The sequence below is a fragment of the Bradyrhizobium ottawaense genome (genome assembly GCF_002278135.3).
Lineage (GTDB): Bacteria > Pseudomonadota > Alphaproteobacteria > Rhizobiales > Xanthobacteraceae > Bradyrhizobium > Bradyrhizobium ottawaense.
Window position 1 is genome coordinate 3,413,528 of sequence record NZ_CP029425.2, and the last position, 24,439, is coordinate 3,437,966.

Genomic DNA, 24,439 nt, shown 5'->3' on the forward strand with positions numbered 1-24,439 from the left:
GCGCTGCGCGCTATGCGAGCTTGCGCTTTGCTGCGGTTGCCTTGTCCCCGGTATTCGGCGTGCCGGTCGGCTCGATGAGCAGGAGATGAACCTCCTCGCGCGCCACCGGGCGATGCTCGACGCCTTTGGGCACGACGTAGAGTTCGCCCGGACCAAGCGTCACCGTGCGATCCCGCAACTCGATGTCCAGATTGCCCTTCAGGACGAGAAAGAAATCATCGGTGTCCTCGTGCCTGTGCCAGGTGAACTCGCCCTTCACCTTCACCACCATCACGTCGCAATCGTTGAAGGTCGTGACCGTGCGCGGCGACCAATGATCCTCAAAGGTCGCGAGCTTGTCGGCGAGCGATATGCTACCTGTCATGTTTTCTCCGTTGCTCTCTCGTGAGGCACGATTTGGGATCGCGGGGCGGGTGCGACAAGACCGTCCTCGTTGATCGGTCGATCTTGCCGTACCGATGCGGTCCGAGATCTCGCCGCAGCCGGCTATTTGACGCATCCGGTCAACATGGCCTGCGCCCATTCGGGGCGGTTGTTGGCCAGCGCGCGCGCCGATGCGGCGTCCCAATCATATTCGAGGGCCAGCAGCTCGACCTGCCAGCCCCTCTTTTTCTTCGTGAGGATCGCATAGCGGGCGTGAGGCGAGCGGTGCTCCAGGTTTGCGGCAAACGGAATGTCCGCGAAGACGGGGCAACCAACGCTTCCCGGATTGAGAACCAGGCAGTCGCCCGGTCCCTGAACCGCGGCCTGGCGGTGGCTATGGCCACACAGCACCACGCGCGCCGTCGGCTCGCTTGCGAGGCGCGTCGCCAGCACCTCGCGGCGTGCCGGGACAAAGCGGCCGTCGTCGAGCGATTCTTCCAGCAGGCACGCCGTATCGTTGTCGGGCGTGCCGTGGCAGGCGAGGATCCCGTCGTCGAGACGAATTTGCGAGGGCAGGCCATGGAGCGCGCGTCGTTGCTCCGCAGTCAATGCGCGACGCGCAAACAGGCCTGCCGGCGAGAGTTTGTCGTCCGGAAACTCCTCGATCCAGCGGTCATGGTTTCCGCGCACGGTCGGCAACGCCAGCGATTGCAGGGCTTCGAAAGTCTCTTTCGGCCACAAAGGGCTGGTGACGCAATCGCCGAGGTTCACGGTGCAATCGACGCCACGCGCCTTGATGTCGGCCAGCACGGCCTCCAACGCAGCAAGGTTGCCGTGGATGTCGGAAATGACTCCCAATCGCATCGTTGCGCTCCCCCTCTAACTCGGTTCGATCTCGGCCCATTTGCCTTGCCGCCGGACCCCGTTGCGCCGATGTTAATCAAGGTGGCCGCAAAAATCCGCTGCAACCTCTGAGGCGCGGCTCTTTTCGCGAAGCCATGCATCATTGGCATGGTGATTTCCGAACTCTTGGCGTAAAGAGCACCCAGATCAAATCCAGCGTGCGGCCGGGCCGTTTGCCGCGCACGCGAGCTCAGGCCCCTCGGCTCACCGTTTGCGCGCCTGAATTAACCAAGGTTCTCCATCCCGTGTCTTTTCCGGCCCTGACCCCGCCGCTCGCCCGCGCTTTGGCCGAGCGGAACTATGATTCACCGACCCCCGTTCAGCTCGCCGTGCTCGCGGACGAAGCCGCCGGCCGCGACCTGCTGGTTTCGGCCCAGACCGGCTCCGGCAAGACCCTCGCTTATGGCCTCGCCATGGCCAAGGATCTGCTCGGCGATGCCGAGCGGTTCGAGCGGGCGGCCGCACCGCTCGCCCTGATCGTGGCGCCGACCCGCGAGCTCGCGATGCAGGTTCAGCGCGAACTCGCCTGGATCTACCAGCATGCGGAGACACGCGTCGTCTCCTGCGTCGGCGGCATGGATCCGCGCCGCGAGCAGCGCGAGCTTGCCGCGGGCGCTCACATCGTCGTCGGCACGCCCGGCCGGCTATGCGATCATTTGCGCCGCGGCCGTCTCGACATCTCGGAATTGAAAGCGGTCGTCCTCGACGAGGCCGACGAGATGCTCAATCTCGGCTTTCGCGAGGACATGGAGTTCATCCTCGAGACCACGCCGGAGACGCGCCGCACCCTGCTGTTCTCGGCGACCTTTCCGCGCGGCATCGTCGCGCTCGCCAAGCAATATCAGCAGCAGGCGTTCCGGATCGAAGTCGCCGGCGACGAAGGCGGTCATGCCGATATCGAGTACCGCGCCATCCGGATCGCACCCGCCGATGCCGAGCATGCGGTCGTCAACGTGCTGCGCTTCTACGAGGCGCCGAGCGCGCTGGTGTTTTGCAGCACGCGCGATCACGTCAGGCATTTGCAGGCGGCGCTCCTGGAGCGCGGATTTTCCGTCGTCGCTCTGTCGGGTGAATTGACGCAGAACGAACGGACCATGGCGTTGCAGTCGCTGCGTGACGGCCGCGCGCGCGTTTGCGTCGCCACCGACGTTGCCGCCCGCGGTATCGACCTGCCGAGCCTCGACCTCGTCATTCATGCCGACCTGCCCAACGACGCCGAGGTGATGCAGCACCGCTCGGGCCGAACCGGGCGCGCCGGACGCAAGGGGACCAGCGTCCTGCTGGTGCCGCCCGCCCGCCGGCGTCGCGCAGAGCTGCTGCTCAATCTCGCAGGTGTCGATGCCGACTGGGGCACGGCGCCGCAGGCGGACGAAATCCGCAAGCTCGACCATGAGCGCATGAAGGACGTGCTGTTCACGGAGGAGACGACGGCGGACGATCTGGTGCTGGCCCAGGCGCTGCTGGCCGAGCGGTCGGGCGAGGATATCGCAGCTGCCTTGGCGCGGCTTTATCGCGCGCGGCTGCCGTCGCCCGAGGACATCCTCGATCCCGGCGAGCGCAGCGGCCGGCCGCGCGATGATCGCGGTCGGGACAATGTTCGCACGCCGCGCGACGATGGCCGCACCTCACGCGGCGACGATCGCCCTGCGGGGCCGCGATCGAAATCAGGCAAATCCTCGCCGCGTCACGGCATGGGAGAGGCCAGCGTCTGGTTCCGCGCCAACATCGGACGACGCAAGAATGCGGAAGCGCGCTGGCTGCTGCCGATGATCTGCCGTCGCGGCGGCATCGACAAGGGCGATATCGGCGCCATCAAGATCATGGACACCACGACCGAGTTCGAGATTTCCGAGCGGGTCGCGGAGTCTTTCGCGGTCAAGATCAAGCGTCCGGACAAGGAAGACAATATCCGCCTCGAGCCGATGGCGGGCGCGCCGCAGCAACAGGCGCCTGCGGAGGAGCGGTCACACCCGCCCCGGCGCGAGAGCCGCGACAGCGATCATCGGGAACGTCGCGACGATCGTCCACGCGACAAGAGTGAATTCAAGCCGCGCAGCAAGCCTCAGGGCGAGCGCGGGCCGAAATTCGACGATGCTCCGTCCTTCGGCAAGAAGAAGCACAAGAACAAGCCGGGTCACGCAGAGCCGTCGGTCACGCCGTGGCCCGCGAAGGGCGCGCCTGGAAAGAAGCCGAAGAAGAAAAAGCATCGCGGCTGAACCGGCACCGTTCAGCGCAGACGACAATGATGCCGCCGGGTTGCACCGGCGACATCATCTGAAAAGTCGGGTGTGAGCTCAGCGGCCACCGCCGCCACCACCACCACCGCCGCCGCCACCACCACCGCCGCCGGCATCGCGCATCGACGAGCTGTAGCGCGGGTCGGTCTGCTTCATGTAGGTCGGCGAGGTATCGCGGACGGGAATGACGCTGCTGCGGGAGCGGCCGGGGTTCGGCTGCTCGAACACGATGCCACAGCCTTCGAAAAAGGCGAACTGGCAGCCATCGGTTCGGTGGGGCGCCGCGTTGGCGCTGGTCGCGGCGAACGCGCTCGTCGCAACGCATGCAATCAAGGCAATCTTCGACAACGTGAGCTTCATGGATATTCTCCAGCCTCGGTTCGGCGAGACCGGAACGGCTCGCACACACCTTCGACGGAGCGCCACCTGACCCGGTTCGAGGGCGCGGCTTCACGCCCGCGTGAGCCGGCCGGCCGGCGAGGGACATTACACCGCGGTAAGGTCGCGCAGCATGTACGTCGAGCCTTCGCCATAGGATGCCAGCTTTGCGCGCAGTGCCGCGTCCGCCGTGACGGGCCGAAAGCCGAGACGTTGCCACAGCGGCCGCGTGGCATAGACCGAGACCAGCGCGAGCGTTGCGATGCCTGACGCACGCGCCAACTGTTCAACATCAGCAACATAGGGGCGCACGACGCCGCCGCGAAAGTCGGGCAGGACCGCGACGTCATGGACGTAGAGGCAATCCGCATCGTCAGGCAGTCGTGCGAGCAAGCCGTCGAGCGGCGGGATCCGGTATTGCTTCCAGGGATGCGCGAGACCGTAGCCGGCGATCTCGTCGCCCGCGACCAGCACGCGGCATCCGTCGGGATAGAGCCGCATCTTCTCCGCGAGCACCTCGGGGCTCTCAGGAAGAGCAGGATGAATTTGCGCCGCGATCGCGCTGATCGCGGGCAGGTCGGATGCGTGCGCGGGACGCCAGTGCGGCTTGCTCATGTCTTTCCGTCTCGGTTGACCCAGTTTATTCCGCCGCGTCGGCGCGCGCAGCGAAAAATATCTTTGCCGCCCTCTCAGGAATACGACGCCGCGTGCGGCGTCCTACCCATGCAAGCCAATTGCATGACAGGAGATATCATGACGTCCCCGATCCGCCTCGCGCTCTCGCTGGCACTCTCGCTCGCGATCGTTCCCGCCGCCTTCGCCGCACCGCCGACCAAGACCGGCAAGACCGACAAGGGCAACGTGCTCACCGATGCCAAGGGCATGACGCTCTACACCTTCGACAAGGACGCGGACGGCAAGTCCGCCTGCAACGGTCCATGCGCGACGAACTGGCCGGTGCTGAAGGCCGAGGCGAGTGATGCGGCCGGTGACGGCTACACCATCATCACCCGCGACGACGGCTCGAAACAGTGGGCCTACAAGGGCAAGCCGCTCTACACCTTCGCCAAGGACCAGAAGCCCGGCGACGTCACCGGCGACGGCTTCTTGAACGGCGCCTGGCATCTGGCGATGCCGTAACGGCGCATCTATCTCGGATATTCGAGCTGCATCGCGACGAAGTCGGCCGTGCGCGAGCCGTAGCGCGCGTCGATGGCGGATAGCGTCTGGTCCAGCGCTCGCGCCGGCGGCAAACCGGCGGCGGCCGGCGGCGTCAGCTTTGCCGGCCAGTCGGCCGCGATCTTGTCCGGCAGGATGCGGAGACCGCCGCGGCTCGTCTGCGGCTCTGCCGTGGCAGCGAAGGTGAGGGCACGCGAGCGATAGGTGCGCGACCACGCATCGGCGATTAGCGCAAGCGAGACCTCGTCGATGCCTGGCGTCAGCGCGATTCCGAGTTGCTCGCGGTTCCAGAATGCGAGCGTGTTGGCGATCGCCGTCAGCGCGAACGGGCGTGTGAACTGGAACGCCGCGCTGCGATGGCGCGCGTTCCACTCCGCAAGACCGATGTCGCCGGCGACCGCTTCGGCCCTGGCGCGGCCGGCGATGGCCTCGACCAGGGTCAGGGCCATCGGCATGGACGCGGTGATGCCGGTCGTCGTCGCGACGCCGCGCTCGACCACCAGCCTGCGGTCCGCGACATAGCGGATCGCGGAATGCTTCTGCAGATCGCGCACCGAATACCAGTGCGTGGTGGCCTGCCGGCCGTCGAGCAGCCCGGTGTTGGCAACGACCTTGGCGCCGACGCAGACGCCGACGATGATCGCGCCCTTGCCGGCCTGGCTTCTGATCCATTGCAGGGCGACCGCATCGTCTTCGCGGCTCATCGCGGGCACGATCACGTAGTCGGCGCCGTCGGGATGCGCAGCGTCGAACTCGGCGATGGTCGCATGCGGCTGCACTTTCAGCGCGGGATAGAGCGTGACGGGTCCGGGCTGCGTCGCCAATGTGAGGACGTCGGCGACATCGGCGCGCGCGAGGATGCCGTAGGGCATCAGATAGTCTGTCGTCTCGGTCATGTCGTTGATGCCGACGATGGCGATCAGCGGGCGTTCGCGCTTCGGCGGCTTCAGCGCCGCAAGCGTCGCCTCGGTCTCGTCCCTGGAAATTGCGGGCGCGGCTCCCCGAGCCGGAGTGCCTGGCAGCAGGAACAGCCAGGTTCCGCCGATCGCCGCCAGCAGCGCCACGCAGCCGAAGCCGCTCAACGCCAGAACGCGCCATGTCATGATGATGTCACCCGAACCTCGTTGCTTCACGCGAGGCGGAAGCTAACCCTTGGCAACGACATCAGGAATGACGCAGATCCGGCAAAAACGGCCATCCGCGTGCGCGAGACTATCTCAGCCCCTCATACACCATCAGCCCGCGTGCGATCTGCAATTTGCGGATCGCGCGCGGCAGCAGCTTCTCCGGCTGGTGCAGATAGCGCCAGGAGGTGAGGGTGAAGGTTGAAAGCGCGCCGCATTCGTCGTCGAACGGCGCGAGCACGCCTGTCACGCTCACCGGCGTGTGCGGGCGGGCGTTGAAGGGCAGCAGCAACAGCTCGAGATAGGCCTTGCTGCCGTCCTCGCGCGCGGCCGTGATGCCGGCGATCGCACCTAACGTCTCGTCGGCGACGATGGTCGTGATCTCCTCGATCTCGCCGCGGCTCGCGGCCGTGAACAGCGCCGCAAAGCTCTGGTCCTTGAGGTCACACCCCGCGAGCGCACAGACGCGCGTGCCCGCGACGCGGAAGGGAAAGCCGAGATTGGGCTCGCAGGAGAGGACAAAAATGTCGCCGAGCAGGCCGCGGACCGCGGCCGGATCGATGTCGGCCCTATCAGGAGCCCGAGCGGCGCCGCGCTTCTTGTCCCAATACGCGAAGAACGCGCGGCTCGACGGATGTTTCATGTCTGAACGCTTATCCCGGGGTGCAACCTCGAAGGGACAAAGCTGTCCCGCTTCAGTGCACCCGCGATCCCTTGTGATGTTGTGCAGGAGGGGATTTGCAGCGTCCATGCCGGGAGGGCGTTTTCGCCCTCGTTAAGGCAGTCTTTGCGTCGTTAACGTTAAATTAACTATGGCCTTTGCGCCTCACGCGTCGCTGCTATGGTGATCGCAGTCGCAAGCCTCGCCGCTTTCATCCAGGTTCTCGGCGGGGTCTGTACACAGGGCGTCAAACAGCTTGGTCACGGGCCGCGGGGAGGGGTGGGGATACACCTTCATTCCTCCGGCACCGGAAGGCCGACACGGACAGGCAGGGCTTCCCAGGGCCCTGCCTTTTCCTTTTCAGCCGCCGGCTTTCGTGCCCCGGAGCCGGGGCCCATGTCGCGGGCTCAACCGACGAAGAGCTGGGTCCCGGCTCTGCGGCGCGTCACTTCGTGCCGCGCCTGGTCCGGGACACTAGCGTTCCGTGTCCCGGACGCGCTGCAGCGCATAGCGCTGCTGCGCAGAGCCGGGACCCAGTCAGTTTGCCAGCGAGTTCAGGTCTTCCGTCAGGTCGCGCCAGTCCGGATTGAGGTCTTCGATCAGCTTGAGCTTCCAGGCGCGCCGCCATCGCTTCAGCGAATGCTCGCGCGCTCTCGCTTCGAGGATGGACTCGTAGCTCTCGAAATAGACCAGCAACGTGACCCCGTATTGCTTCGTAAACCCGGGGACGCGCTTCGCCTTGTGTGCGGCCATCCGGCGCGCGAGGTCGTTGGTGACGCCGACGTACAATGTGCCGTTTCGCTGGCTTGCGAGGATGTAGACGAAGAATGCGGTTGGCATCGGCGTGAACCAGAAAGTAGAAACTACCTAGAATTGCATGGTTCGAGCTTGCCGCCAATCTGGGTCCCGGCTCTGCGGCGCGTCACTTCGTGCCGCGCCTGGTCCGGGACACGGGCTGGGCTGGTTTCATGCCCCGGACGCAGTGCGGCGCTTCTTCAGCGCTGCACTGCTGAGCCGGGGCCCAGCGTCGCGTCCGACATCGAAATGAGACGCCGTTTCACGATTTCCTTTTGTGCACTTGCGCAAGGCCGGCAAAGGCGACTATCTCCAAACGGATCGTTCCGATCGCGCCTGAAAGCGAAGCTGCCTTGGATTCCCCGCACGATTCTCCGCCGCAGGATTCTCAGCCCGGCCTGCCGGCCGCCCATGAGGAGGCTCCGCGCGAGCCGGTCCTGACGCTGCCTGTGGCGCTGACCGCCTATATCGTCCTGCTGGCGGTGATCCATCTGCGGGTGCTGCTGCCGGCGGAGCTCGAGAACTGGACCATCGACGTCTTCGGCTTCATCCCGAAGCGATACGATTCCTCGCTGCTCAATCTGCAGATCCCGGGCGGGTCGGGCGCCAAGGTCTGGACGTTCGTCACCTATTCGCTGCTGCACGCCAATCTGACCCATCTCGGCTTCAACGTGCTGTGGCTGCTGCCGTTCGGCAGCGCGCTGGCGCGGCGGTTCGGCGCGGTCAGGTTCTTCCTTTTTCTGGCGGTGACGGCGGCGGCCGGCGCGCTCGCCCATCTCGTCACCCATGAGCACGCGGTGGCGCCGATGATCGGCGCCTCCGCCTCGGTGTCGGGCGCGATGGCAGCCGCGATCCGCTTCGCCTTCGTCCGCGGCAGCTTCCTGTCGTTCAACCGGTCGGACGCCGATACCGCAGCAAAGGTTCCGGCGCTGCCGCTGTCGCGCGCGCTGCGCGACGGGCGGGTGGTCGGCTTCCTCGCCGTGTGGTTCGGCGTCAACATCATCTTCGGCGTCGGTGCGATCGGCATCGATTCCGAAACCACGAGCGTTGCCTGGCAGGCGCATATCGGCGGCTTCTTCGCCGGCCTGCTGCTGTTCGCCCTGTTCGATCCCGTGCCGCGCGTGCGAAACGATGCTGCGGATGCGTCATCACAGGACGTTTCCGACCGTATTTGAAGCGGCGCTTGCGGCGCGGCCCGAATTCATCCATCATTTGCAGGAAGAATGTTCCGAAGCTGCAAGCCGCTAGCGGCGATGCTTCGCAAAGCGCCTGAGCCTGCAACCGGCGCCTAAACTGTTAGTTGAAGACTCGAAGAACAAGTCCGGACCGCCAAGTGGCGGACGGGTCCGATTCAGGGAGGCAACAATGACGGTACGTTCCATTCTCAACACCAAGGGCCACCAGATCATGAGCGTCGAGCCCGACGCGAAGCTGGCTGCCGCGGTCAAGTTGCTCGGTGAGAAGAAGATCGGCGCGGTGCTGGTGATGAACCAGAGCCGGCTCGAGGGCATCCTGTCGGAGCGCGACATCGTCCGCGTGCTCGGCGAGCGCGGCGCCGGCGCGCTGGAGGAGCCGGTCGCTCAGGTCATGACCCGCAAGGTGGTGACCTGCAAGGAGACCGACACGGTCGCCGAGCTCATGGAGATGATGACGTCGGGCAAGTTCCGCCATCTGCCCGTGATCGACAACGGCAAGGTGGTCGGCCTGATCTCGATCGGCGACATCGTCAAGCGCCGGGTCCAGGAATACGAGTCCGAGCAGGAAGCCCTGCGCGACTACATCAAGACGGCCTGATCAGGTCTGCTCGCCCGCCTTCGGCGCGGTGCCTTCGGGCGCCGGCGCCAGCACATGGATCGCCTCCTGGATCGACTCCAGCGCGCGCTCCGCGGCGCGGGTGCCATGAGCGATCAGGTCTTCGGAGCGGTGGAAGTCGAACCAGCCGAACTGGCCGACCCGCGGCGTGATCAACAGATCCGGCGGATCGCCGGCAAGGCGGGCGCGGGTGATGCGGTCCTGCATGATGTTGAAGGCATCCACCATCACCGAGGAGATGCCGGGCCGGCCATTGCCGCCAAAGAACTCGCGCTTCATCGTCCTCTCGGGCGAGAACAGGCGCGGGAAGCGCCGCTTGGCCGTCGGCTCCTCGGCCCCCGGAGCGACCGGCGTGGGCGGTGCGCCGTGCGAATAGATCGTCGTGGAATGGGTGAAGATGTCGCTGGAAAGATTTGCGGCGATGACGATTTCGGCGCCGAGCGCGCGGGCGGCCGAGACCGGCACCGGGTTCACCAGCGCGCCGTCGACCAGCCAGCGGTCGCCGATCAGGACGGGCGAGAAGATGCCGGGCAGGGCGTAGGATGCGCGCATCGCATCGACGACGCGGCCGCGAGTCAGCCAGATCTCGTGGCCGGTGCGGACCTCGGTCGCGACGCTTGCGAACTTGATGGGCAGGTCCTCGATCAGGGTCTGTCCGACCGCGTTCTCGAGGCGGGTCGCCAGCTTCTCGCCGCCGAGCAGGCCGGAGCCGTTGAGGCGGATGTCGAGATAGCCGAGGATGTTGCGCATCCCTTGCAGGCTGCGTCCCCACTCTTCGAACGTCTCGAGTCGGCCGGCCGCATGGAGGCCGCCGACCACGGCGCCGATGGAGGTGCCGACCACGACGTCGGGCACGATGCCGTTGGCGATCAAGGTCCTGAGGATTCCGATATGGGCAAAGCCGCGCGCCGCGCCGCCGCCGAGGGCAAGGCCGATGATCGGCCGACGGGTGGGGCCAAGGCCAATCTTCTCACCGTTCGAGCCGTTCCCACCACGACCCTTCAAGATATCAAGCACCGAAACTCTCCTACCCGGGCCAGCCCTCGACACCAGAGTAGGCACCGGACTTCCGCCGCACCAGAGCGAGGGCCAAGCATGGTTTATACCGTTCGGGAAGCAGGGGGCAGCAGTGTGGCGAGGGCTGGCTGCCGCTGGACTAATCACGCAGGTGTCAACCGGGTTCCATCAATCGGACCGGGCCCGTATTTCCTGGGGTTTCAGAGGCTTGAATTTGCCGCGTTTTCGGTGAAAAGCAGGGGGCATGACACGCGGGGGTGACGGCATCATCGGATGGCGGCGCAGCGGCAGGCTGCTGCCGGCGCTGAGCCTTGCCGCGTGCCTCGTTACCTCAGGCCAAAACGCTGCGCAGGCGCAGCTTTTCTCCGATCGTCCGCCGCCGGTCCCGCCGGCTTCGGTGCCCGAGCCGGGCGGCGCCGTCAGCCTGGCGCCGCCCTCCGGGCCTGGCGCCGGCCCCCCGAGCCTGCCGCCGACCCTGATGCAGCCGACGACCCCCAGCATGCCGCCGCCCGCGGTCACGACCGTGCCGCCGGCCGCCCCGCTCAATGCGGCCGTGCCCGGACAGGGCGTGCTGTCGCTGACCGCGAAATACGGCAAGGATTCTCCGGCGATCACCAGCGGCCTGGTCTGGCGCGTGTTTGCCGACCGTCCCGATGAGAACGGCACCTTCAAGCTGATCCGCGAGGACCGAAGCGCCACGCCCAATATCGTGCTGCCGCCCGGCAATTACGTCGTGCACGTCGCCTTCGGCCTCGTCAGCGCGGTGCGCACCGTCAGCCTGAAGGCCGAGACCGACCGCGAGTCCTTCGTGCTCCCGGCCGGGGGCCTGCGGATCGAGGGTCGGGTCGGCACCAGCCGCATTCCCCAGAACCAGATCTCGTTCGCGATCTACAAGGGCAGCCAGTTCGAATCCGGCGAGCGTGCCTCCTTGGTGCCGAACGTCGCCGCCGGCGACGTCGTGCTGCTGCCGGAGGGCACCTACTACATCATCTCCAACTATGGCGACGCCAATTCGGTGGTGCGCTCCGACATCCGCGTCCAGGCCAGCAAGCTCACCGACGTCACCATCACCCACCGCGCAGCCGTGATCACGCTCAAGCTGGTCAGCGACAGGGGCGGCGAGGCGCTCGCCAACACCGCCTGGTCGGTGCTGACCCCGGGCGGCGACGTCATCAAGGAATCGATCGGCGCCTTCCCGCGCGTCGTGCTCTCCGAAGGCGAATACCGCGCCATCGCCAAGAACGAGGGCAAGGTCTACGAGCGCGGATTCAACGTCGTCAACGGCGTCGACGGCGAGGTGGAAGTCGTCGCGCGCTAAGGCCCTCGCGCGCTAAGGCCGTCGCGCGCTAAGGTCCTGGCGGCGGTGCCGCCTGCAACCTGACACCGACCTGACGTCCGGCACGGAAATTCTCATCGAGCGCACGAACGTGCATCTCCTGTTACCGTCGCATGCGTCGTGGGGACTGGTAAGCAAAATGCTCATCCCCATCACCCCCTGTGTTCTGCTTTGAATACTGCAAGCGCCAGCAGATTGCCTCCTGGGGCCGAGGCAAACACCGCTGGCGAAAGCTTATTCCCGCACCCCCGCCGTCCTCATCACAGCGGTGCAAGAGACGAATTTCCGATCATCAATTTTATTCTCTTTCCACTCCGCTGGGTTATATGTCGGGCATCCGTCTAATGGGGGAGGCCGGAGCAGGGGCTTGGATGCCTTTGCGAGACCGGCAAGGAGCAGGGGACCAAGCTCGTCGGCATGTTCGAAGTGATCCTCACCAGGCGCAAGCGGTTTGGCTGGCGATGGCAGGTGTGCGACCAGTCCGGCAAGATCTTTGCCGACGGTTTCGAGCGCACCCGGCCCTCCGCCAAATATCATGGCGAGCGCGCGTTGTTCTTCCTGTTGTCGCAGGCCTATTTGCGCAACCGCTCCGCCGCGTCCAGCGAGGACTAGCGGCGCGCACAGCTCCATCCGGCTACAAGCTCCACCTCAGATATCGACGACGAGCTTGCCCTTGGCGGCGTGATCCCTGATCAGGGCATAGGCGTCGTCGACGTTCTCCAGCGTAAAGCGCCTGGCGTCGAGCAGCGGCACGAGCTTGCCGGCCTCGGCGAGGCGCGTGGCCTCCGCCATGATCTCTCCATGATGCGCGCGGCCTTCGCCCGACAGCAGCGGCAGCAGCGTGAACACGCCTGAATAGGTGGCTGCCCGGAATGACAGCGGCGCAAGCGCATGCGTGCCCCAGCCGAGCGCGCTCACCACATGGCCGAAGCGGCGCACCGCTTCGAAGGAAGCGTCGAGCACCTTGCCGCCGACGGTGTCGTAGACGATGTCGAAGCCGCGGCCGCCGGTGTGCTGCGCCACGCAGGCTTCGACCGAACTGTCGCGGTCGATGAATACGGCGCCGAAACCTTCGATGGTGGCGCGCTGCGACGGCGAACCGGTTGCGAACACCTCCGCTCCGAAGGCGCGCGCGATCTGGATCGCGACATGACCGACGCCGCCCGCACCGCCATGAATCAATACCTTCTGGCCCGCCTTCAACGCCGCCCGATCGATCAGGCCTTCCCAGGCCGTGATGACGATCAGCGGCAGCGCGGCAGCTTCCCGCATGCCGAGATTGGCAGGCTTCAATGCGAGGAGATCGGCATCGACCGCGGCGAATTCGGCGAGCGATCCCTGTACGCCGCCGACGCCACCGGTCATCCCGTAGACCTCGTCGCCCGGCTTGAACCGCGAGACCTCGCGCCCGGCCAGCTCGACCACGCCGGCGAGATCGATGCCGAGAATTGCCGGCAGCGGGTGGCGGGCATGCGCCGCGGCGCCGGCCTGGATCTTGGTGTCGAGCGGATTGACCGCGCTCGCGCGCACCCGCACCAGCACGTCGTGCGGGCCGATCTCGGGCGTGGAGATGGTTGAGAGGCGCAAGGGAGCGTTGTGGGTCTCCAGGACAGTTGCGCGCATCGTCGATTGTCTCGTCATGATCGTCTTGCTCCGTGATCGGCTCAATATGCCCATGAAATTTTGCATGAGAAGGAACAAGGTTGTACAATCGTCATACATTTATGTATGGCGGGATTCCTGATGGACTGGAGTGATCTGCGCATCTTCCTGGCAATTGCGCGCGAAGGCACGCTCGGCGCTGCCGCACGAAAAATCGGCCAGACCCAGCCGACGATGGGCCGGCGGCTTCGCGCGCTCGAGACGTCGCTGGGACAGACGCTGTTCCAGCGCACGGCGGATGGCCTGGTGCTGACCGACGAGGGCGCCGCCGTGCTCCGCCATGCCGAGCGGATCGAGGACGAGGCGCTCGCGCTGGAGCGCCATGTGTCCGGTGCGGAGACGCAGCTCGACGGCCTGCTCCGCCTGTCATCGTCGGACTGGTTCGGGACGGTGATGCTGTCGCCGGTGATCGCCGCATTCGGCAAGCGTCACCCCAAGGTGACGGTGGAGCTCCTGACCGATGCGCGGCTCTACAGTCTGCCGCGGCGTGAAGCCGATCTCGTGTTTCGCATCAAGCCGTTCAGCGAGCCCGAGGTGATCTCCAGAAAGCTGCTGCACATTCCCCACGCGCTCTATGGCAAGAGGGGCAGCAAGCCGCCGCGCGCCGGCGACGGCAGCGCTGTCCGCGTCGTGACGATGAATGCCGAGTTCGCCGACATGCCGGACGCCGTCTGGCTGAAGCGCGCGCTGCCGAATGCAGCCGTCGCCTCGCGCAGCAACAACAGGCAGGTGCAAGCCGAGCTTTGCGCGAGCGGCGGCGGCTTTGCCGTGCTGCCGCGTCCGCTCGGCGACCGCGACCGCCGCCTGGTCGCGCTCGACATCGGAACGGCGCCGCCCGGCCGCGACACCTATGTCGGTTATCACCGCGATCTCAGGCGGCTCGCCCGTCTGCGCGCGCTGCTCGATATCGTGATCGAACGTCTCGCCGGCGCGGCTCCGTAGGCGGCACGGTGCCGTAGGGTGGGCAAAGCGACTTGTCCGCCGTAGCTCGGAGAGCGAAGGCGGAAGCGTGCCCACGATTGGCCCGAGTGGAGAGAGATGGTGTGCACGGCGCTTTGCGCCTTTGCACCCTACGAACGCGTTCCCACGAGCCCTTGCGTTGTCCGACGGGCAAAACACCCGAGCCGTGGGTCAATCCGTGTCATCAAAAATATCCCACTTTACCGAAATTCGGAAATCACGTATGTGTCGCGACAACCCGGCCCAAGGAAGAGGGGCGTATCGCGATCGTCACGAACGCGGGCCGGGCGGCGGTGGACGCTAGTTGCATCGGCGCGAAGTGCTTTCGCAGGGCGGAGAGCCGTGAGCGAAAGTATCGCGCACACGACCGGTGTGATCGGCGTACGGCAAAATCGTGTGGTCCTGGCGCCCGGGGTCTGTGCGCCAAGTCTTGTGGTGATGGATGTCGTCCAACCGGACGCATCCGCCAGCCATCCGCAAGGCGACGGGGGCAATAGCGCAACGCTCCCCGGGGAGAGCACGACATAAGCCGTAAAGCCACTGCGCAGGGAAGGCCGGGATGCTCCGGTTGCCCTGTGGTCTTTCCGCCTGTGCCTTTCTGCACACGCAGATCTTGCGCACAGGCGGCCATGGGAGCCAACCGGCTCCCGGCCTTCCCTGCGCCCTCTTTCAAATGGGGGTGAAGCGATCAAGCAAAGCTCGGGCGAAATGCGCCGCGAGGCTGCGAAGGTGTGTCTATTGAATAGGTCTCGTGCCTCGGACGCAGCGCAGCGCTTCTTCAGCGGTGCGCTGCAGAGCCGGGGCCCATGTTGCAGCACGTGCTGTGGCTTGCTGGGTCCCGGCTCTGCGCCGCAACGCGAAGGGCGTTGCAGCGCGTCCGGGACACGAGAGAGCCGGAAGCTGCTACTTCACACGCCGTTATTGCGAGGAGCTCTTGCGATGAAGCAATCCAGACTGTCTCCGCGGCGGCAGCCTGGATTGCTTCGCTGCGCTCGCAATGACGACTCTCGTGCCCCGGACGCAGCGCAGCGCCTCTTCGGCGGTGCGCTGCAGAGCCGGGGCCCATGTTGCAGCACGTGCTGCGGCCAGCTAGGTCCCGGCTCTGCGCCGCAACGCGAAGGGCGTTGCAGCGCGTCCGGGACACGAGAGACGCGCGCCCAAACTTCGAACGCACACCCGGACGTAGCCCCTTCGCACGACCGTCATAGTCTCTAACGCCCACTAACCAACACCCGACTTAAAACTGTCATAATCGCCGAATGGAACCCGCGCCTGCGGTCTTTTTACATGTCGTTAAGCGCAGCTGCATTGGATGCGCCGGGAAAGTGCGTTGGGGACTGCCATGAATGCCGCGAAGAAAGTGTCGGGAAAACCGGCCGCCGAAATGTTCGACGACATCCCGGTGCTTCAGCGCAAATGGCGTGCCGCACTGAAGCCGGGCGATCGGCTGCCGCGCTATGAGGACGTGATGCTCGGCAGTCTCGGACGGCTCGCCGATCACATCGCGCTGCTGAGGAACGACGGCACGCTCGAGCTGTCGCGCAGCGGACGCTACGTGCAGAAATGGCTCGGCGAGGAGCGCTGGGACATTCCCGTCGCCGAATTGTCGCCGGATTGCGCCACCGCACTGTCGGAAGCGGCAACGAGCGCGCTTGCCAATGGACGACCTTACCACGCCAGCGCGCATTGCGTGCGCGACGGCATGGTCCGGACCTACGATGTGCTGGCGCTGCCGACGGCCTCGCGCTGGGGCGCTACGCTGGTCGGCGCCTACATCAACGAGCGCGGCACGCAGTACAATCTGCTGGATGCGATTTTCGCCTCGACCGACGATGCGGTGATCTCGCTGGCGACGTTGCGCGACGCCGGCGGCAAGCCGTCCGATCTCCAGGTCGTGCACCACAACAACAGCGCAAGCGCGCTGCTGAAGGTCGCGAGCGGAGGTCTGTTGTGGCGGCGGATCGGCGAGGGCAACACGCTGCTGGCCTCGCCCGAGATCATGGGCTTCCTGCTCAAGGCCGTCGCGGGCGGCCGCGGCGAGCAGCTCGAGATCGAGAGCGACGGACGCCACCTCCGCCTCAGCGCCACGGCCTTCGCCGACGTGGTCTCGCTGACGATCTCCGATGTCACCGCGTTGAAGCGGCGCGACGCCTCGTTCCGCCTGCTGTTCGACAGCAACCCGATGCCGATGTGGGTGTTCGACGCGCAGACCAAGGAGTTCCTTGGCGTCAACGACGCCGCGGTCCAGCATTACGGCTACAGCCGCGCCACCTTCCTGCGCATGAAGCTGCATGAGATCTGGCCGGAAGACGAGTGGGACAGCCACGCCGAGGCGCTGGAGCGCGTTGGCGAAGCCTATCACTCCTCGCGCAACTGGCGGCATCTGCGCGCCGACGGCAGCGAGATCGAGGTGCTCACCTTCGGCCGCCGTGTCGCCTTCGACGATCGCGACGGCTATCTGGTCGCAGTGGTCGACATCACCGAACGCCGCAAGGCCGAGGCGCGCATCGCGCACATGGCCCACCATGACGGGCTCACCGACCTGCCGAACCGCGAATATTTCCGGGAGCGCCTGAAGCAGGCGCTGGAGCAGGCAGCGGGGAAACGGGTCGGCGTGCTCTACATCGATCTCGACCTGTTCAAGAACATCAACGATTCCTTCGGTCATCCCGTCGGCGATCGCCTGCTCAAGGACGTCGCCGAACGCCTGACCCTTGCCGTCCGCGGCGGCAATCTGGCGGCCCGGCTCGGCGGCGACGAATTCGCGGTGATCCTTGCCGCCGACGTCTCGCCGAACGAGGCCAGCGCCTGCGCTGGCCTGCTGATCGACATGCTGAAGGCACCCTACGATCTCGACGGTCAGGAGATGGTGATCGGCGCCAGCATCGGCATCGCGCTGTCGCCCGGCGACGGCACGACGCCGGAAGAGCTGATGCGCAATGCCGATATGGCGCTGTACCGGGCGAAGTCCGACGGCGGCGGCGTGCACCATTTCTTCGAGCGCGAGATGGACCTGCAGGCGCAGAAGCGCCGCGACATGGAGCTCGATCTGCGCCGTGCGTTCGCCAATGGCGAGTTCGAGCTGCACTATCAGCCGCTGGTGTCGATCGCCTCCGACCGCATCTCGGGCTTCGAGTCGCTGCTGCGCTGGCGCCATCCGGACAAGGGCATGATCTCGCCGGCGGAGTTCATCCCGGTTGCCGAGGACATCGGCCTCATCACGCAGTTAGGGGAGTGGGTCTTGCGCGAAGCCTGCGCCGAGGCCGTCAAATGGCCTGCCGACGTCAAGGTCGCGGTCAATCTGTCGCCGGCGCAATTCCGCAGCCGCAACCTGGTTCAAATCGTGATCTCGGCGCTGGCGCAGTCCGGCCTGTCGCCGCGGCGGCTCGAGCTCGAAATCACGGAGTCGGTCTTTCTGGCGGAGACTGATGCCAACCTTGCCATCCTGCACCAGCTCCGCGAGCTCGGCGTCGGCATCTCCATGGATGATTTCGGCACCGGCTATTCCAGCCTGAGCTATCTCAGGAGCTTTCCGTTCGACAAGATCAAGATCGACCGCTCCTTCGTCAAGGATCTGGCGCAGCGGCCCGATTGCAGCGCGATCGTGCGCGCGATCTCCGGGCTCGGCCGCAGCCTCAACATCACCACGACCGCGGAGGGCGTCGAGACCGAGGATCAGCTCGACTGGCTCCGCGCCGAAGGCTGCAACGAAGTGCAGGGCTTTCTGTTCAGCGCGGCGCGGCCTGCGGCCGAGATCGCAAAGCTGCTCGCCGATTTCGGTCAGCGCGCCTCACGGGCGGCGTAGCCCCTCGGGGTAGCAGTCGTAGACCAGCGCCTTGAAGGCGGGCGTGATGCGGCTGCGCTCGTTCTGGGTCTGCTGCATCATGAGGTAGACCATGTCGAGCTTGGGATCGACGCCGAAATAGGTGCCGCTCCCTGAGTCCCATTTCAGCTCGCCGAGCGAGCCCGGCGGCGGCGGTTTGGCGTTGCCCGGATCGGTCCGCACCGCAAGGCCATAGCCATAACCGAAGCCGTCGCCCGGAAAATAGAAATAGTCGCGTCCGACGCCGGAGCCGGGCCCGATATGATCGGTCGTCATCGCCTTGAACGCGGCAGGGCTCAGGTAACGCTTGCCCTCGAACTCGCCGCCGTTGAGCAGCATCTGCGAGAAGCGCTGATAGTCGGTGATGGTCGAGAGCAGGCCGCCGCCGCCGGACTGCCATTCGGGATGATCGAGGCGGTCTCGCTCGGCGGCGAGCAGGATGAAATCGTTCGGCAGCGGCCGCGCCATCCGGGCGAGCTCGTCCTCGGTCGCCAGCGCGAATTTGGTGCTGCTCATGCCGAGCGGATCGAAGATGCGCTGCTTCAGGAACTGATACAGCGTCTGGCCCGAGATGATCTCGATGACGCTGCCGAGCACGTCGGTGGAATGGCCGTAGCGCCACAGCGTTCCCGGCTGCCGCGCCAGCGGCAGCTTGGCGATGCGGTCGGCGAATTCGCGGTTGTTGAATTGGCCCTCGAAGATGTTGGCGGCCTTGTAGGCCTGCTCGACCCATTTGCCGCCGATATAATCGTAGCTGATGCCCGAGGTGTGCCGCAGCAAATCCTCGATGTTGACGGGGCGGACCGGCGGCACGAGATCGAGCTCCAGCTTGCCGTCGGGCAGGGTGACTTCGAGGCCGACCTTGGTGTCGGCAAACAGGGGAACGTATTTCGACACGGGGTCGGTGAGGGCGAGCTTGCCCTCGTCGATCAGCATCATCGCACCAAGGCAGGTGATCGGCTTGGTCATCGAGTGGATCGCGAAGATCGTGTCCGGCGTCATCGCAAGACTGGTCCTGACGTCGCGCACGCCAAACGTCTTCTGATAGACCGGCTTGCCGTGCTGCTGCACCAGGATCACGGCGCCCGGCAACCGGCCGCTTCCCACCTCGTTGTCGAAATACGAAGTGATGCGATCCAGCCCCTCGGACGACGGGGCGGGGATGTCGGCGGCGCGGCTTCGTGCCATCGTGCCGGCGAGCAGCGCGGCCCCGACCAGAAAATCACGACGCTTCATACCGGCTTCCTCCCTGGCCGGGATGAAAGCCGCAAGACGCCAGAGGCGTCAACAAGCGTTCGATTAAAAACGCGTCACGATTTCCGAAAGGAACGGTCGCGGACGGTCTTCGCTCGGCTTGGTCGGCGTGCCGATATGGATGAAGCCGGCGAGCTTTTCGTCCGGCTTGAGGCCGAGGCCATCGAGCACGTCGCGATCGAACGAGAACCAGCCGGTCAGCCAGCAGGCGCCATAGCCGAGCGCGGTTGCGGCCGTGACGATGTTCATGGCGCTGGCGCCGGCGGACAATTCCTGCTCGAACGCCGGCACCTTCGGATGCGGCCTGGTGAAACTGACGATGCCGATCACCAGCGGCGCGTCGGTGAGGCGCTTGCGCTCGATCTCGACGTCGGCGGCGGGCGCACCGGGATTCTTCCGGGCGAACACCTTGGCAATCACCTCTCCGGCGCGCTGGCGGGCGTCGCCCTCGAAGATGATGAAGCGCCAGGGCGCGAGCTTGCCGTGGTCGGGCACGCGGGCGCCGATGGTAAGGATGGTCTCGAGCTCGGCCGCCGAGGGGCCAGGCCCGGTCATTTCGCGCGGCTTGACCGAGCGGCGGGTCTTCAGGAGTTCGATGGCGTCGGGCACGGGGCGTCCTTATGGCTTTGTTCTCGCCGGGAGATAGGCCCGGCAGGGGACGAATGGAAGGGATTTTAGAGTGATTATGAGTTCGACAGCTGCGCCCGTCCAGAAGGTTATGGTCCCAAGATGGGACTATGCTAAGATGAGTTGAATGAGGATCATCGCGCTCAGCACGATCAAGGCTTTTCTAGATCGGGCCGGCGAGGCGGCCTCCGATGCGCGCGATCCCCTGATGGCCTGGTTTCGGCAGGTAAAGCAGGCCGATTGGGCGAAGCCCGCGGACGTCAAGAGAGATATCCGAACCGCCAGTATCCTCAGGGATGGCCGCGTCATGTTCAACGTCGCCGGCAACAAATATCGCGTGGTGGTCTGGATCAACTATCCATACCGCGTGGTCTATATCCGTTTTGTTGGAACACACCGGCAGGACGACGCAATCGATGCGCAAACCATTTAGAAGGTCGATGATGGAAATCGCGCCAATCAAGTCTAACCGAGACTATCGTCGCGTGCTCAAGGAGATCGAGACGTTGATGAGTGCGCGCCGGAACTCGCCTGAGGGCGATCGGCTTGACGTGCTTGTGACGCTCGTGGAGGCGTGGGAGCGGAAGCACTACCGACTGGACCTTCCGGACCCGGTCGAAGCCATCAAGTATCATATGGAACAGGGCGGTCTGCAGCCGAGGGACCTGATCCCCTTTATTGGCAGCCGCAACCGGGTCCACGAAGTGCTCAACCGGCGGCGCGAATTGACACTCAGCATGATCCGACGGCTGCATGAGGGCCTCGGCATTCCGGCCGAGTCCCTCATCAAAGTCGGGCAAGATAGAGCCGCTTGAACGCCGTCAGACCGCGCCCCGCGCCCGCTTGACGTCCGGCGGCGTCGCCTCGTCGACCAGGGCGGCGATCGCCTCCTCGGTCGTCAGCACCTTCTGGCCGTCGCTGCCGAGGCGGCGGACGGACACCGAATGCGTCTCGGCCTCCTTCTTGCCGACCACGAGCAGCGCCGGGATCTTGGCCAGCGAATGCTCGCGGACCTTGTAGTTGATTTTTTCGTTGCGCAGGTCGATCTCGACCCGAAGCCCGGCGCGGCGTGCCTGCTCCATCACCACCTTGGCGTACTCGTCGCCTTCCGAGGTGATGGTCGTGACCACCGCCTGCACCGGCGAGAGCCAGAGCGGGAAGTTGCCGGCATAGTGCTCGATCAGGATGCCGATATAGCGCTCCATCGAGCCGCAGATCGCCCGGTGCACCATGACAGGCGGTTTCTTGCCGCCGTCATGGTCGATGTAGAACGCGCCGAACCGCTCCGGCAGGTTGAAGTCGACCTGCGTGGTGCCGCACTGCCAGTCGCGGCCGATGGCGTCACGCAGCACATATTCGAACTTCGGCCCGTAGAAGGCGCCTTCGCCCGGGTTGATCTCGGTCTTGATGTGATTGTTCTGCGACTGGATCTCGCGCAAAACCGTCGCCATCACGCGTTCGGCGTGATCCCACATCTCGTCGGTGCCGACGCGCTTGTCCGGCCGCGTCGACAGCTTCACCGTGAGATCGCCGGTGAAGCCAAAGTCCGCATAGGTCGACAGGATGAGTTCGTTGATCTTCAGGCACTCTTCGGCGAGTTGGTCCTCGGTGCAGAAGATGTGCGCGTCGTCCTGGGTGAAGCCGCGCACGCGCATCAGGCCGTGCATGGCGCCGGAGGGCTCATAGCGATGCACCACGCCGAACTCGGCGAGGCGCAAGGGCAGGTCGCGGTAGCTCTTCAGGCCGTGCTTGAAGATCTGCACGTGACCCGGGCAGTTCATCGGCTTGAGCGCAAACCAGCGCTTGTCCTCGGCCTCGTCGCCGGCCGACTGCGCCGCGAACATGTTCTCGCGATACCAGCCCCAATGGCCCGAGGTCTCCCACAGCACCTTGTCGAGGATCTGCGGCGCGTTGACCTCGCTGTAATCGCCGGTCAGGCGTCGGCGCATATAGGCGATCAGCTGCTGGAAGATGGTCCAGCCCTTCGGGTGCCAGAACACGACGCCCGGACCTTCCTCCTGGAAGTGGAAGAGGTCGAGCTCGCGCCCGAGCTTGCGATGGTCGCGCTTCTCGGCTTCCTCGATCTGCTTCAGGTAAGCGTCGAGGTCCTCCTGCTTGGCGAAGGCGGTGCCGTAGATGCGGGTCAGCATCGGATTGTTGCTGTCGCCGCGCCAATAGGCGCCGGCCACCTTCATCAGCTTGAAGGCGTTACCGACCTTGCCGGTCGAGGTCATGTGCGGGCCGCGGCACAGGTCGAACCAGTCGCCCTGGTAGTAGATCTTGATCGGCTCGGTGCCGGGAATGGCGTCGACCAGCTCGACCTTGAAGGCCTCGCCCTTGTCGCGGAACACCTGCTTGGTCTTCTCGCGGTCCCAGACTTCCTTGGTGAAAGGTTTGTCGCGCGCGATGATCTCGCGCATCTTCTTCTCGATCGCGGCAAAGTCTTCCGGCGTGAACGGCTCGTTGCGGAAGAAGTCGTAATAGAAGCCGTTCTCGATCACGGGACCGATGGTGACCTGCGTGCCCGGCCACAGCGTCTGCACGGCCTCAGCGAGCACGTGGGCGCAATCGTGGCGGATCAGTTCGAGCGCGCGCGGATCTTCGCGGCTGATCAGCTCGAGCTTGGCGTCGGCCTCGATGGGATCGTTGAGGTCGGCGACCACGCCGTCGAGCGCCATCGCGACCGTGCGCTTGGCCAGCGACGGCGAGATGCCCTTGGCGATATCGAGGCCGGTGATGCTCTGGTCGTATTGGCGCTGGGCGCCGTCCGGGAAGGTGAGGGTAACTTTGGCGGCGGGGGTCACGGGCTTCAGATTGCTGAGGGAATATTGGAAGCCGGATTCGGACTTCGGCTGGTCCTTGGACTGGTCGGTCATTGCTTTTCTCCTGAGGCTCACTCCTGCGAACGAGCGCAGGTAAGCGGGAACGAGCGATATATCAGGCGATTCGGCCTGCGCAATCCGGCAATTCCAAGAAAATCGGCGCATAAAACGGGCGTGCGCACGAACTATTTCGCACCGGCCCTTTAACTGGCCCGGTGGCTGCTCTACATGCAATTGCATGGAAAATGCACGCGCCCCGCGTTTCGCGCCAACCGCCTTGATGCTCGGCAATCTCGTCACCGGCTGCTCGGTGCTGGCGCCGGCGGGCATGCTGCCGGAGTTGGCGACGGGGCTCGACGTCAGCATTCACGCGGCCGGGCTCCTCATCACCTTCGGCGCGATCACGCTGTGCATCGGCTCGCCGCTGACGGCCTGGCTGACGAGCCGCATCGAACGGCGGACGCTGCTCACGACGACGCTGGCGGTGCTCGCCTTCGGCAATCTCGCCTCGGCCTTTGCACCCGATTACACCAGCCTTCTCGCCATCCGTCTCGTGATGCTCGCGGTCGGTGCGCTCTACACGCCGCAGGCCGCCGGCACGGCGGCGTTGATCGTGCCGGTGGAGCGGCGGGGCAGCACCATCGCCTATATCTTCCTCGGCTGGTCGCTGGCTGCCGCCGTCGGCCTTCCGCTGATCACCTTCATTGCGAGCCGCTACGGCTGGCGCGCGGCCTATGGCGAGATCGGCGTGCTCGGTTGCATCAGCTTCCTCTTGTTGCTGCTGCGGCTGCCGGCAGGCCTGAAGGGCGCGCCGGTGGACCTGAAGACCTGGCGCGAGGTCGGCCGCAACAGGACGATCCTGCTGCTGCTGGCGATCACCATGCTGCAGATGTCGGGGCAGTTCGTGGTGTTCACCTTCATGGGCCCGCTGCTCAAGAAGCTCACTGGCGCCGGTCCCGATGCGATCGGCATGGTGTTCGCGCTTTACGGCGTCTGCGGCTTCCTCGGCGTCGTCATCGCCACCCGCATCGTCGACACCTCGGGCCCCTATCGGACCTCGCTGCTGTTCACCTGCCTGCTGCTCGCGGGCATCACGGGCTGGGCGCTCGGCGCGGGCACGCTTGCCTTCATGACGGTCGGAGTCGCGATCTGGGGCCTCGGCTTTGCCTCGACCAATTCGATGCAGCAGGTGCGATTGGTCGCGGCCGCGCCGCCACTGGCATCGGCAACCGTCGCGCTCAATACGTCCGTTCTCTATATCGGCCAGGCGGTCGGCTCCGCCGTCGGCGGGCTGCTGTTCGCCCGCGAACTCCTGCATGCGCTCGGCTTCGTCGCGGTCGGTTTCGTCGTGCTGGCGCTGATCCTGGTGGTCCTGACCCGGCCCCGGCCTGCGGCTGCAACGGCCTGAATCCCGCGGCTTCGTGTACGCAATGTGCTTGGCAAACCGCGCGCGGGAGCGCTAGAACGCCGGTCATGGGGACCAAAG

At 65.5% G+C, this 24,439-nt stretch carries 23 protein-coding genes; 11 read left to right on the top strand and 12 right to left on the bottom strand.

From position 1 onward, the window contains the following. Positions 1–10 precede the first annotated feature (10 nt). Positions 11–364, bottom strand: coding sequence for a cupin domain-containing protein (locus CIT37_RS16140; protein ID WP_028141133.1), 354 nt, complete (start codon positions 362–364; stop codon positions 11–13). A gap of 122 nt (positions 365–486) precedes the next feature. Beyond that, a complete protein-coding gene (locus CIT37_RS16145) occupies positions 487–1,227 on the bottom strand; it encodes a metallophosphoesterase family protein (protein ID WP_038972397.1) in 741 nt (246 codons plus the stop codon). Positions 1,228–1,511: 284 nt separating this feature from the next. Between CIT37_RS16145 and CIT37_RS16150 the strand changes: the two genes are divergently transcribed. Further along, entirely contained in the window at positions 1,512–3,482 is a 1,971-nt protein-coding gene (locus CIT37_RS16150) for a DEAD/DEAH box helicase (RefSeq protein ID WP_095426182.1), read from the top strand. A 78-nt stretch (positions 3,483–3,560) separates the two neighbouring features. Here CIT37_RS16150 and CIT37_RS16155 read toward each other — a convergent pair whose 3' ends face one another. Both CIT37_RS16155 and CIT37_RS16160 read right to left on the bottom strand, forming a co-directional pair. After that, positions 3,561–3,863: a hypothetical protein gene (locus CIT37_RS16155; RefSeq protein WP_038972393.1), complete on the bottom strand. Its 303-nt coding sequence runs from the start codon at positions 3,861–3,863 to the stop codon at positions 3,561–3,563. 126 nt (positions 3,864–3,989) lie between these two features. Next, positions 3,990–4,496, bottom strand: a complete 507-nt coding sequence (locus tag CIT37_RS16160; protein ID WP_038949893.1) for a GNAT family N-acetyltransferase — start codon at positions 4,494–4,496, stop codon at positions 3,990–3,992. Between the two features lie 138 nt (positions 4,497–4,634). On the opposite strand from CIT37_RS16160, the gene CIT37_RS16165 reads away from it, so the two are divergent. Beyond that, complete coding sequence (locus CIT37_RS16165; RefSeq protein ID WP_038949892.1) at positions 4,635–5,021, top strand: COG4315 family predicted lipoprotein; 387 nt, start codon at positions 4,635–4,637, stop codon at positions 5,019–5,021. Between the two features lie 8 nt (positions 5,022–5,029). Here the strand turns inward: CIT37_RS16165 and CIT37_RS16170 are convergent, their stop codons facing one another. From CIT37_RS16170 to CIT37_RS16180, 3 genes are all read right to left on the bottom strand, one after another. Beyond that, on the bottom strand, positions 5,030–6,163 hold the full coding sequence (locus CIT37_RS16170; RefSeq protein WP_167456566.1) for a DJ-1/PfpI family protein: 1,134 nt from the start codon (positions 6,161–6,163) through the stop codon (positions 5,030–5,032). A gap of 109 nt (positions 6,164–6,272) precedes the next feature. Beyond that, positions 6,273–6,827, bottom strand: a complete 555-nt coding sequence (locus CIT37_RS16175; RefSeq protein WP_038972392.1) for a PAS domain-containing protein — start codon at positions 6,825–6,827, stop codon at positions 6,273–6,275. Positions 6,828–7,382: 555 nt separating this feature from the next. Then, positions 7,383–7,685: a GIY-YIG nuclease family protein gene (locus tag CIT37_RS16180; RefSeq protein ID WP_028141126.1), complete on the bottom strand. Its 303-nt coding sequence runs from the start codon at positions 7,683–7,685 to the stop codon at positions 7,383–7,385. Between the two features lie 308 nt (positions 7,686–7,993). Between CIT37_RS16180 and CIT37_RS16185 the strand changes: the two genes are divergently transcribed. Continuing rightward, the gene (locus CIT37_RS16185; RefSeq protein ID WP_028141125.1) at positions 7,994–8,815 is read left to right on the top strand and encodes a rhomboid family intramembrane serine protease; all 822 of its coding nucleotides are present in this window, start codon (positions 7,994–7,996) and stop codon (positions 8,813–8,815) included. 190 nt (positions 8,816–9,005) lie between these two features. Next, a complete protein-coding gene (locus tag CIT37_RS16190; protein WP_028141124.1) occupies positions 9,006–9,434 on the top strand; it encodes a CBS domain-containing protein in 429 nt (142 codons plus the stop codon). Here the strand turns inward: CIT37_RS16190 and CIT37_RS16195 are convergent, their stop codons facing one another. After that, on the bottom strand, positions 9,435–10,469 hold the full coding sequence (locus tag CIT37_RS16195; RefSeq protein WP_028141123.1) for a patatin-like phospholipase family protein: 1,035 nt from the start codon (positions 10,467–10,469) through the stop codon (positions 9,435–9,437). A gap of 244 nt (positions 10,470–10,713) precedes the next feature. Between CIT37_RS16195 and CIT37_RS16200 the strand changes: the two genes are divergently transcribed. Next, on the top strand, positions 10,714–11,787 hold the full coding sequence (locus CIT37_RS16200) for an RgsD C-terminal domain-containing protein (RefSeq protein WP_038949890.1): 1,074 nt from the start codon (positions 10,714–10,716) through the stop codon (positions 11,785–11,787). A 435-nt stretch (positions 11,788–12,222) separates the two neighbouring features. Then, positions 12,223–12,417, top strand: coding sequence for a hypothetical protein (locus tag CIT37_RS16205; protein ID WP_018322145.1), 195 nt, complete (start codon positions 12,223–12,225; stop codon positions 12,415–12,417). A gap of 36 nt (positions 12,418–12,453) precedes the next feature. Here CIT37_RS16205 and CIT37_RS16210 read toward each other — a convergent pair whose 3' ends face one another. Further along, entirely contained in the window at positions 12,454–13,446 is a 993-nt protein-coding gene (locus CIT37_RS16210) for a zinc-dependent alcohol dehydrogenase family protein (protein ID WP_244625886.1), read from the bottom strand. Positions 13,447–13,548: 102 nt separating this feature from the next. On the opposite strand from CIT37_RS16210, the gene CIT37_RS16215 reads away from it, so the two are divergent. Then, positions 13,549–14,409: a LysR family transcriptional regulator gene (locus CIT37_RS16215; protein ID WP_038949888.1), complete on the top strand. Its 861-nt coding sequence runs from the start codon at positions 13,549–13,551 to the stop codon at positions 14,407–14,409. Between the two features lie 1,360 nt (positions 14,410–15,769). After that, positions 15,770–18,232, top strand: coding sequence for a putative bifunctional diguanylate cyclase/phosphodiesterase (locus CIT37_RS16220; protein ID WP_095426184.1), 2,463 nt, complete (start codon positions 15,770–15,772; stop codon positions 18,230–18,232). Here CIT37_RS16220 and CIT37_RS16225 read toward each other — a convergent pair. Together CIT37_RS16225 and CIT37_RS16230 are read right to left on the bottom strand one after the other, a co-directional pair. After that, positions 18,218–19,486 (bottom strand): serine hydrolase domain-containing protein, encoded by a 1,269-nt coding sequence (locus tag CIT37_RS16225; protein ID WP_038972389.1) that lies wholly within the window; start codon positions 19,484–19,486, stop codon positions 18,218–18,220. The two genes, CIT37_RS16220 and CIT37_RS16225, sit on opposite strands and share 15 nt — an antisense overlap. A 63-nt stretch (positions 19,487–19,549) precedes the next feature. After that, a complete protein-coding gene (locus tag CIT37_RS16230) occupies positions 19,550–20,113 on the bottom strand; it encodes a nitroreductase family protein (protein ID WP_038950529.1) in 564 nt (187 codons plus the stop codon). A gap of 145 nt (positions 20,114–20,258) precedes the next feature. Between CIT37_RS16230 and CIT37_RS16235 the strand changes: the two genes are divergently transcribed. Both CIT37_RS16235 and CIT37_RS16240 read left to right on the top strand, forming a co-directional pair. Then, the gene (locus CIT37_RS16235) at positions 20,259–20,564 is read left to right on the top strand and encodes a type II toxin-antitoxin system HigB family toxin (protein ID WP_038972388.1); all 306 of its coding nucleotides are present in this window, start codon (positions 20,259–20,261) and stop codon (positions 20,562–20,564) included. 10 nt (positions 20,565–20,574) lie between these two features. Continuing rightward, positions 20,575–20,946: a helix-turn-helix domain-containing protein gene (locus CIT37_RS16240; protein ID WP_028141115.1), complete on the top strand. Its 372-nt coding sequence runs from the start codon at positions 20,575–20,577 to the stop codon at positions 20,944–20,946. 6 nt (positions 20,947–20,952) lie between these two features. Here the strand turns inward: CIT37_RS16240 and thrS are convergent, their stop codons facing one another. After that, a complete protein-coding gene (gene thrS / locus CIT37_RS16245) occupies positions 20,953–23,007 on the bottom strand; it encodes a threonine--tRNA ligase (RefSeq protein WP_038950527.1) in 2,055 nt (684 codons plus the stop codon). A 184-nt stretch (positions 23,008–23,191) separates the two neighbouring features. Between thrS and CIT37_RS16250 the strand changes: the two genes are divergently transcribed. Continuing rightward, complete coding sequence (locus CIT37_RS16250; RefSeq protein WP_095426185.1) at positions 23,192–24,361, top strand: MFS transporter; 1,170 nt, start codon at positions 23,192–23,194, stop codon at positions 24,359–24,361. Positions 24,362–24,439 lie beyond the last annotated feature (78 nt).

Excerpts from the sequence above, each read along its gene's own strand:
- CIT37_RS16140 (WP_028141133.1), bottom strand. The coding sequence starts at position 364 with ATGACAGGTAGCATATCGCTCGCCGACAAGCTCGCGACCTTTGAGGAT.
- CIT37_RS16145 (WP_038972397.1), bottom strand. The coding sequence starts at position 1,227 with ATGCGATTGGGAGTCATTTCCGACATCCACGGCAACCTTGCTGCGTTG.
- CIT37_RS16155 (WP_038972393.1), bottom strand. The coding sequence starts at position 3,863 with ATGAAGCTCACGTTGTCGAAGATTGCCTTGATTGCATGCGTTGCGACG.
- CIT37_RS16160 (WP_038949893.1), bottom strand. The coding sequence starts at position 4,496 with ATGAGCAAGCCGCACTGGCGTCCCGCGCACGCATCCGACCTGCCCGCG.
- CIT37_RS16165 (WP_038949892.1), top strand. The coding sequence starts at position 4,635 with ATGACGTCCCCGATCCGCCTCGCGCTCTCGCTGGCACTCTCGCTCGCG.
- CIT37_RS16170 (WP_167456566.1), bottom strand. The coding sequence starts at position 6,163 with ATGACATGGCGCGTTCTGGCGTTGAGCGGCTTCGGCTGCGTGGCGCTG.
- CIT37_RS16175 (WP_038972392.1), bottom strand. The coding sequence starts at position 6,827 with ATGAAACATCCGTCGAGCCGCGCGTTCTTCGCGTATTGGGACAAGAAG.
- CIT37_RS16180 (WP_028141126.1), bottom strand. The coding sequence starts at position 7,685 with ATGCCAACCGCATTCTTCGTCTACATCCTCGCAAGCCAGCGAAACGGC.
- CIT37_RS16190 (WP_028141124.1), top strand. The coding sequence starts at position 9,006 with ATGACGGTACGTTCCATTCTCAACACCAAGGGCCACCAGATCATGAGC.
- CIT37_RS16200 (WP_038949890.1), top strand. The coding sequence starts at position 10,714 with ATGACACGCGGGGGTGACGGCATCATCGGATGGCGGCGCAGCGGCAGG.
- CIT37_RS16205 (WP_018322145.1), top strand. The coding sequence starts at position 12,223 with ATGTTCGAAGTGATCCTCACCAGGCGCAAGCGGTTTGGCTGGCGATGG.
- CIT37_RS16210 (WP_244625886.1), bottom strand. The coding sequence starts at position 13,446 with ATGACGAGACAATCGACGATGCGCGCAACTGTCCTGGAGACCCACAAC.
- CIT37_RS16215 (WP_038949888.1), top strand. The coding sequence starts at position 13,549 with ATGGACTGGAGTGATCTGCGCATCTTCCTGGCAATTGCGCGCGAAGGC.
- CIT37_RS16220 (WP_095426184.1), top strand. The coding sequence starts at position 15,770 with ATGAATGCCGCGAAGAAAGTGTCGGGAAAACCGGCCGCCGAAATGTTC.
- CIT37_RS16225 (WP_038972389.1), bottom strand. The coding sequence starts at position 19,486 with ATGAAGCGTCGTGATTTTCTGGTCGGGGCCGCGCTGCTCGCCGGCACG.
- CIT37_RS16235 (WP_038972388.1), top strand. The coding sequence starts at position 20,259 with ATGAGGATCATCGCGCTCAGCACGATCAAGGCTTTTCTAGATCGGGCC.
- CIT37_RS16240 (WP_028141115.1), top strand. The coding sequence starts at position 20,575 with ATGGAAATCGCGCCAATCAAGTCTAACCGAGACTATCGTCGCGTGCTC.
- thrS (WP_038950527.1), bottom strand. The coding sequence starts at position 23,007 with ATGACCGACCAGTCCAAGGACCAGCCGAAGTCCGAATCCGGCTTCCAA.
- CIT37_RS16250 (WP_095426185.1), top strand. The coding sequence starts at position 23,192 with ATGGAAAATGCACGCGCCCCGCGTTTCGCGCCAACCGCCTTGATGCTC.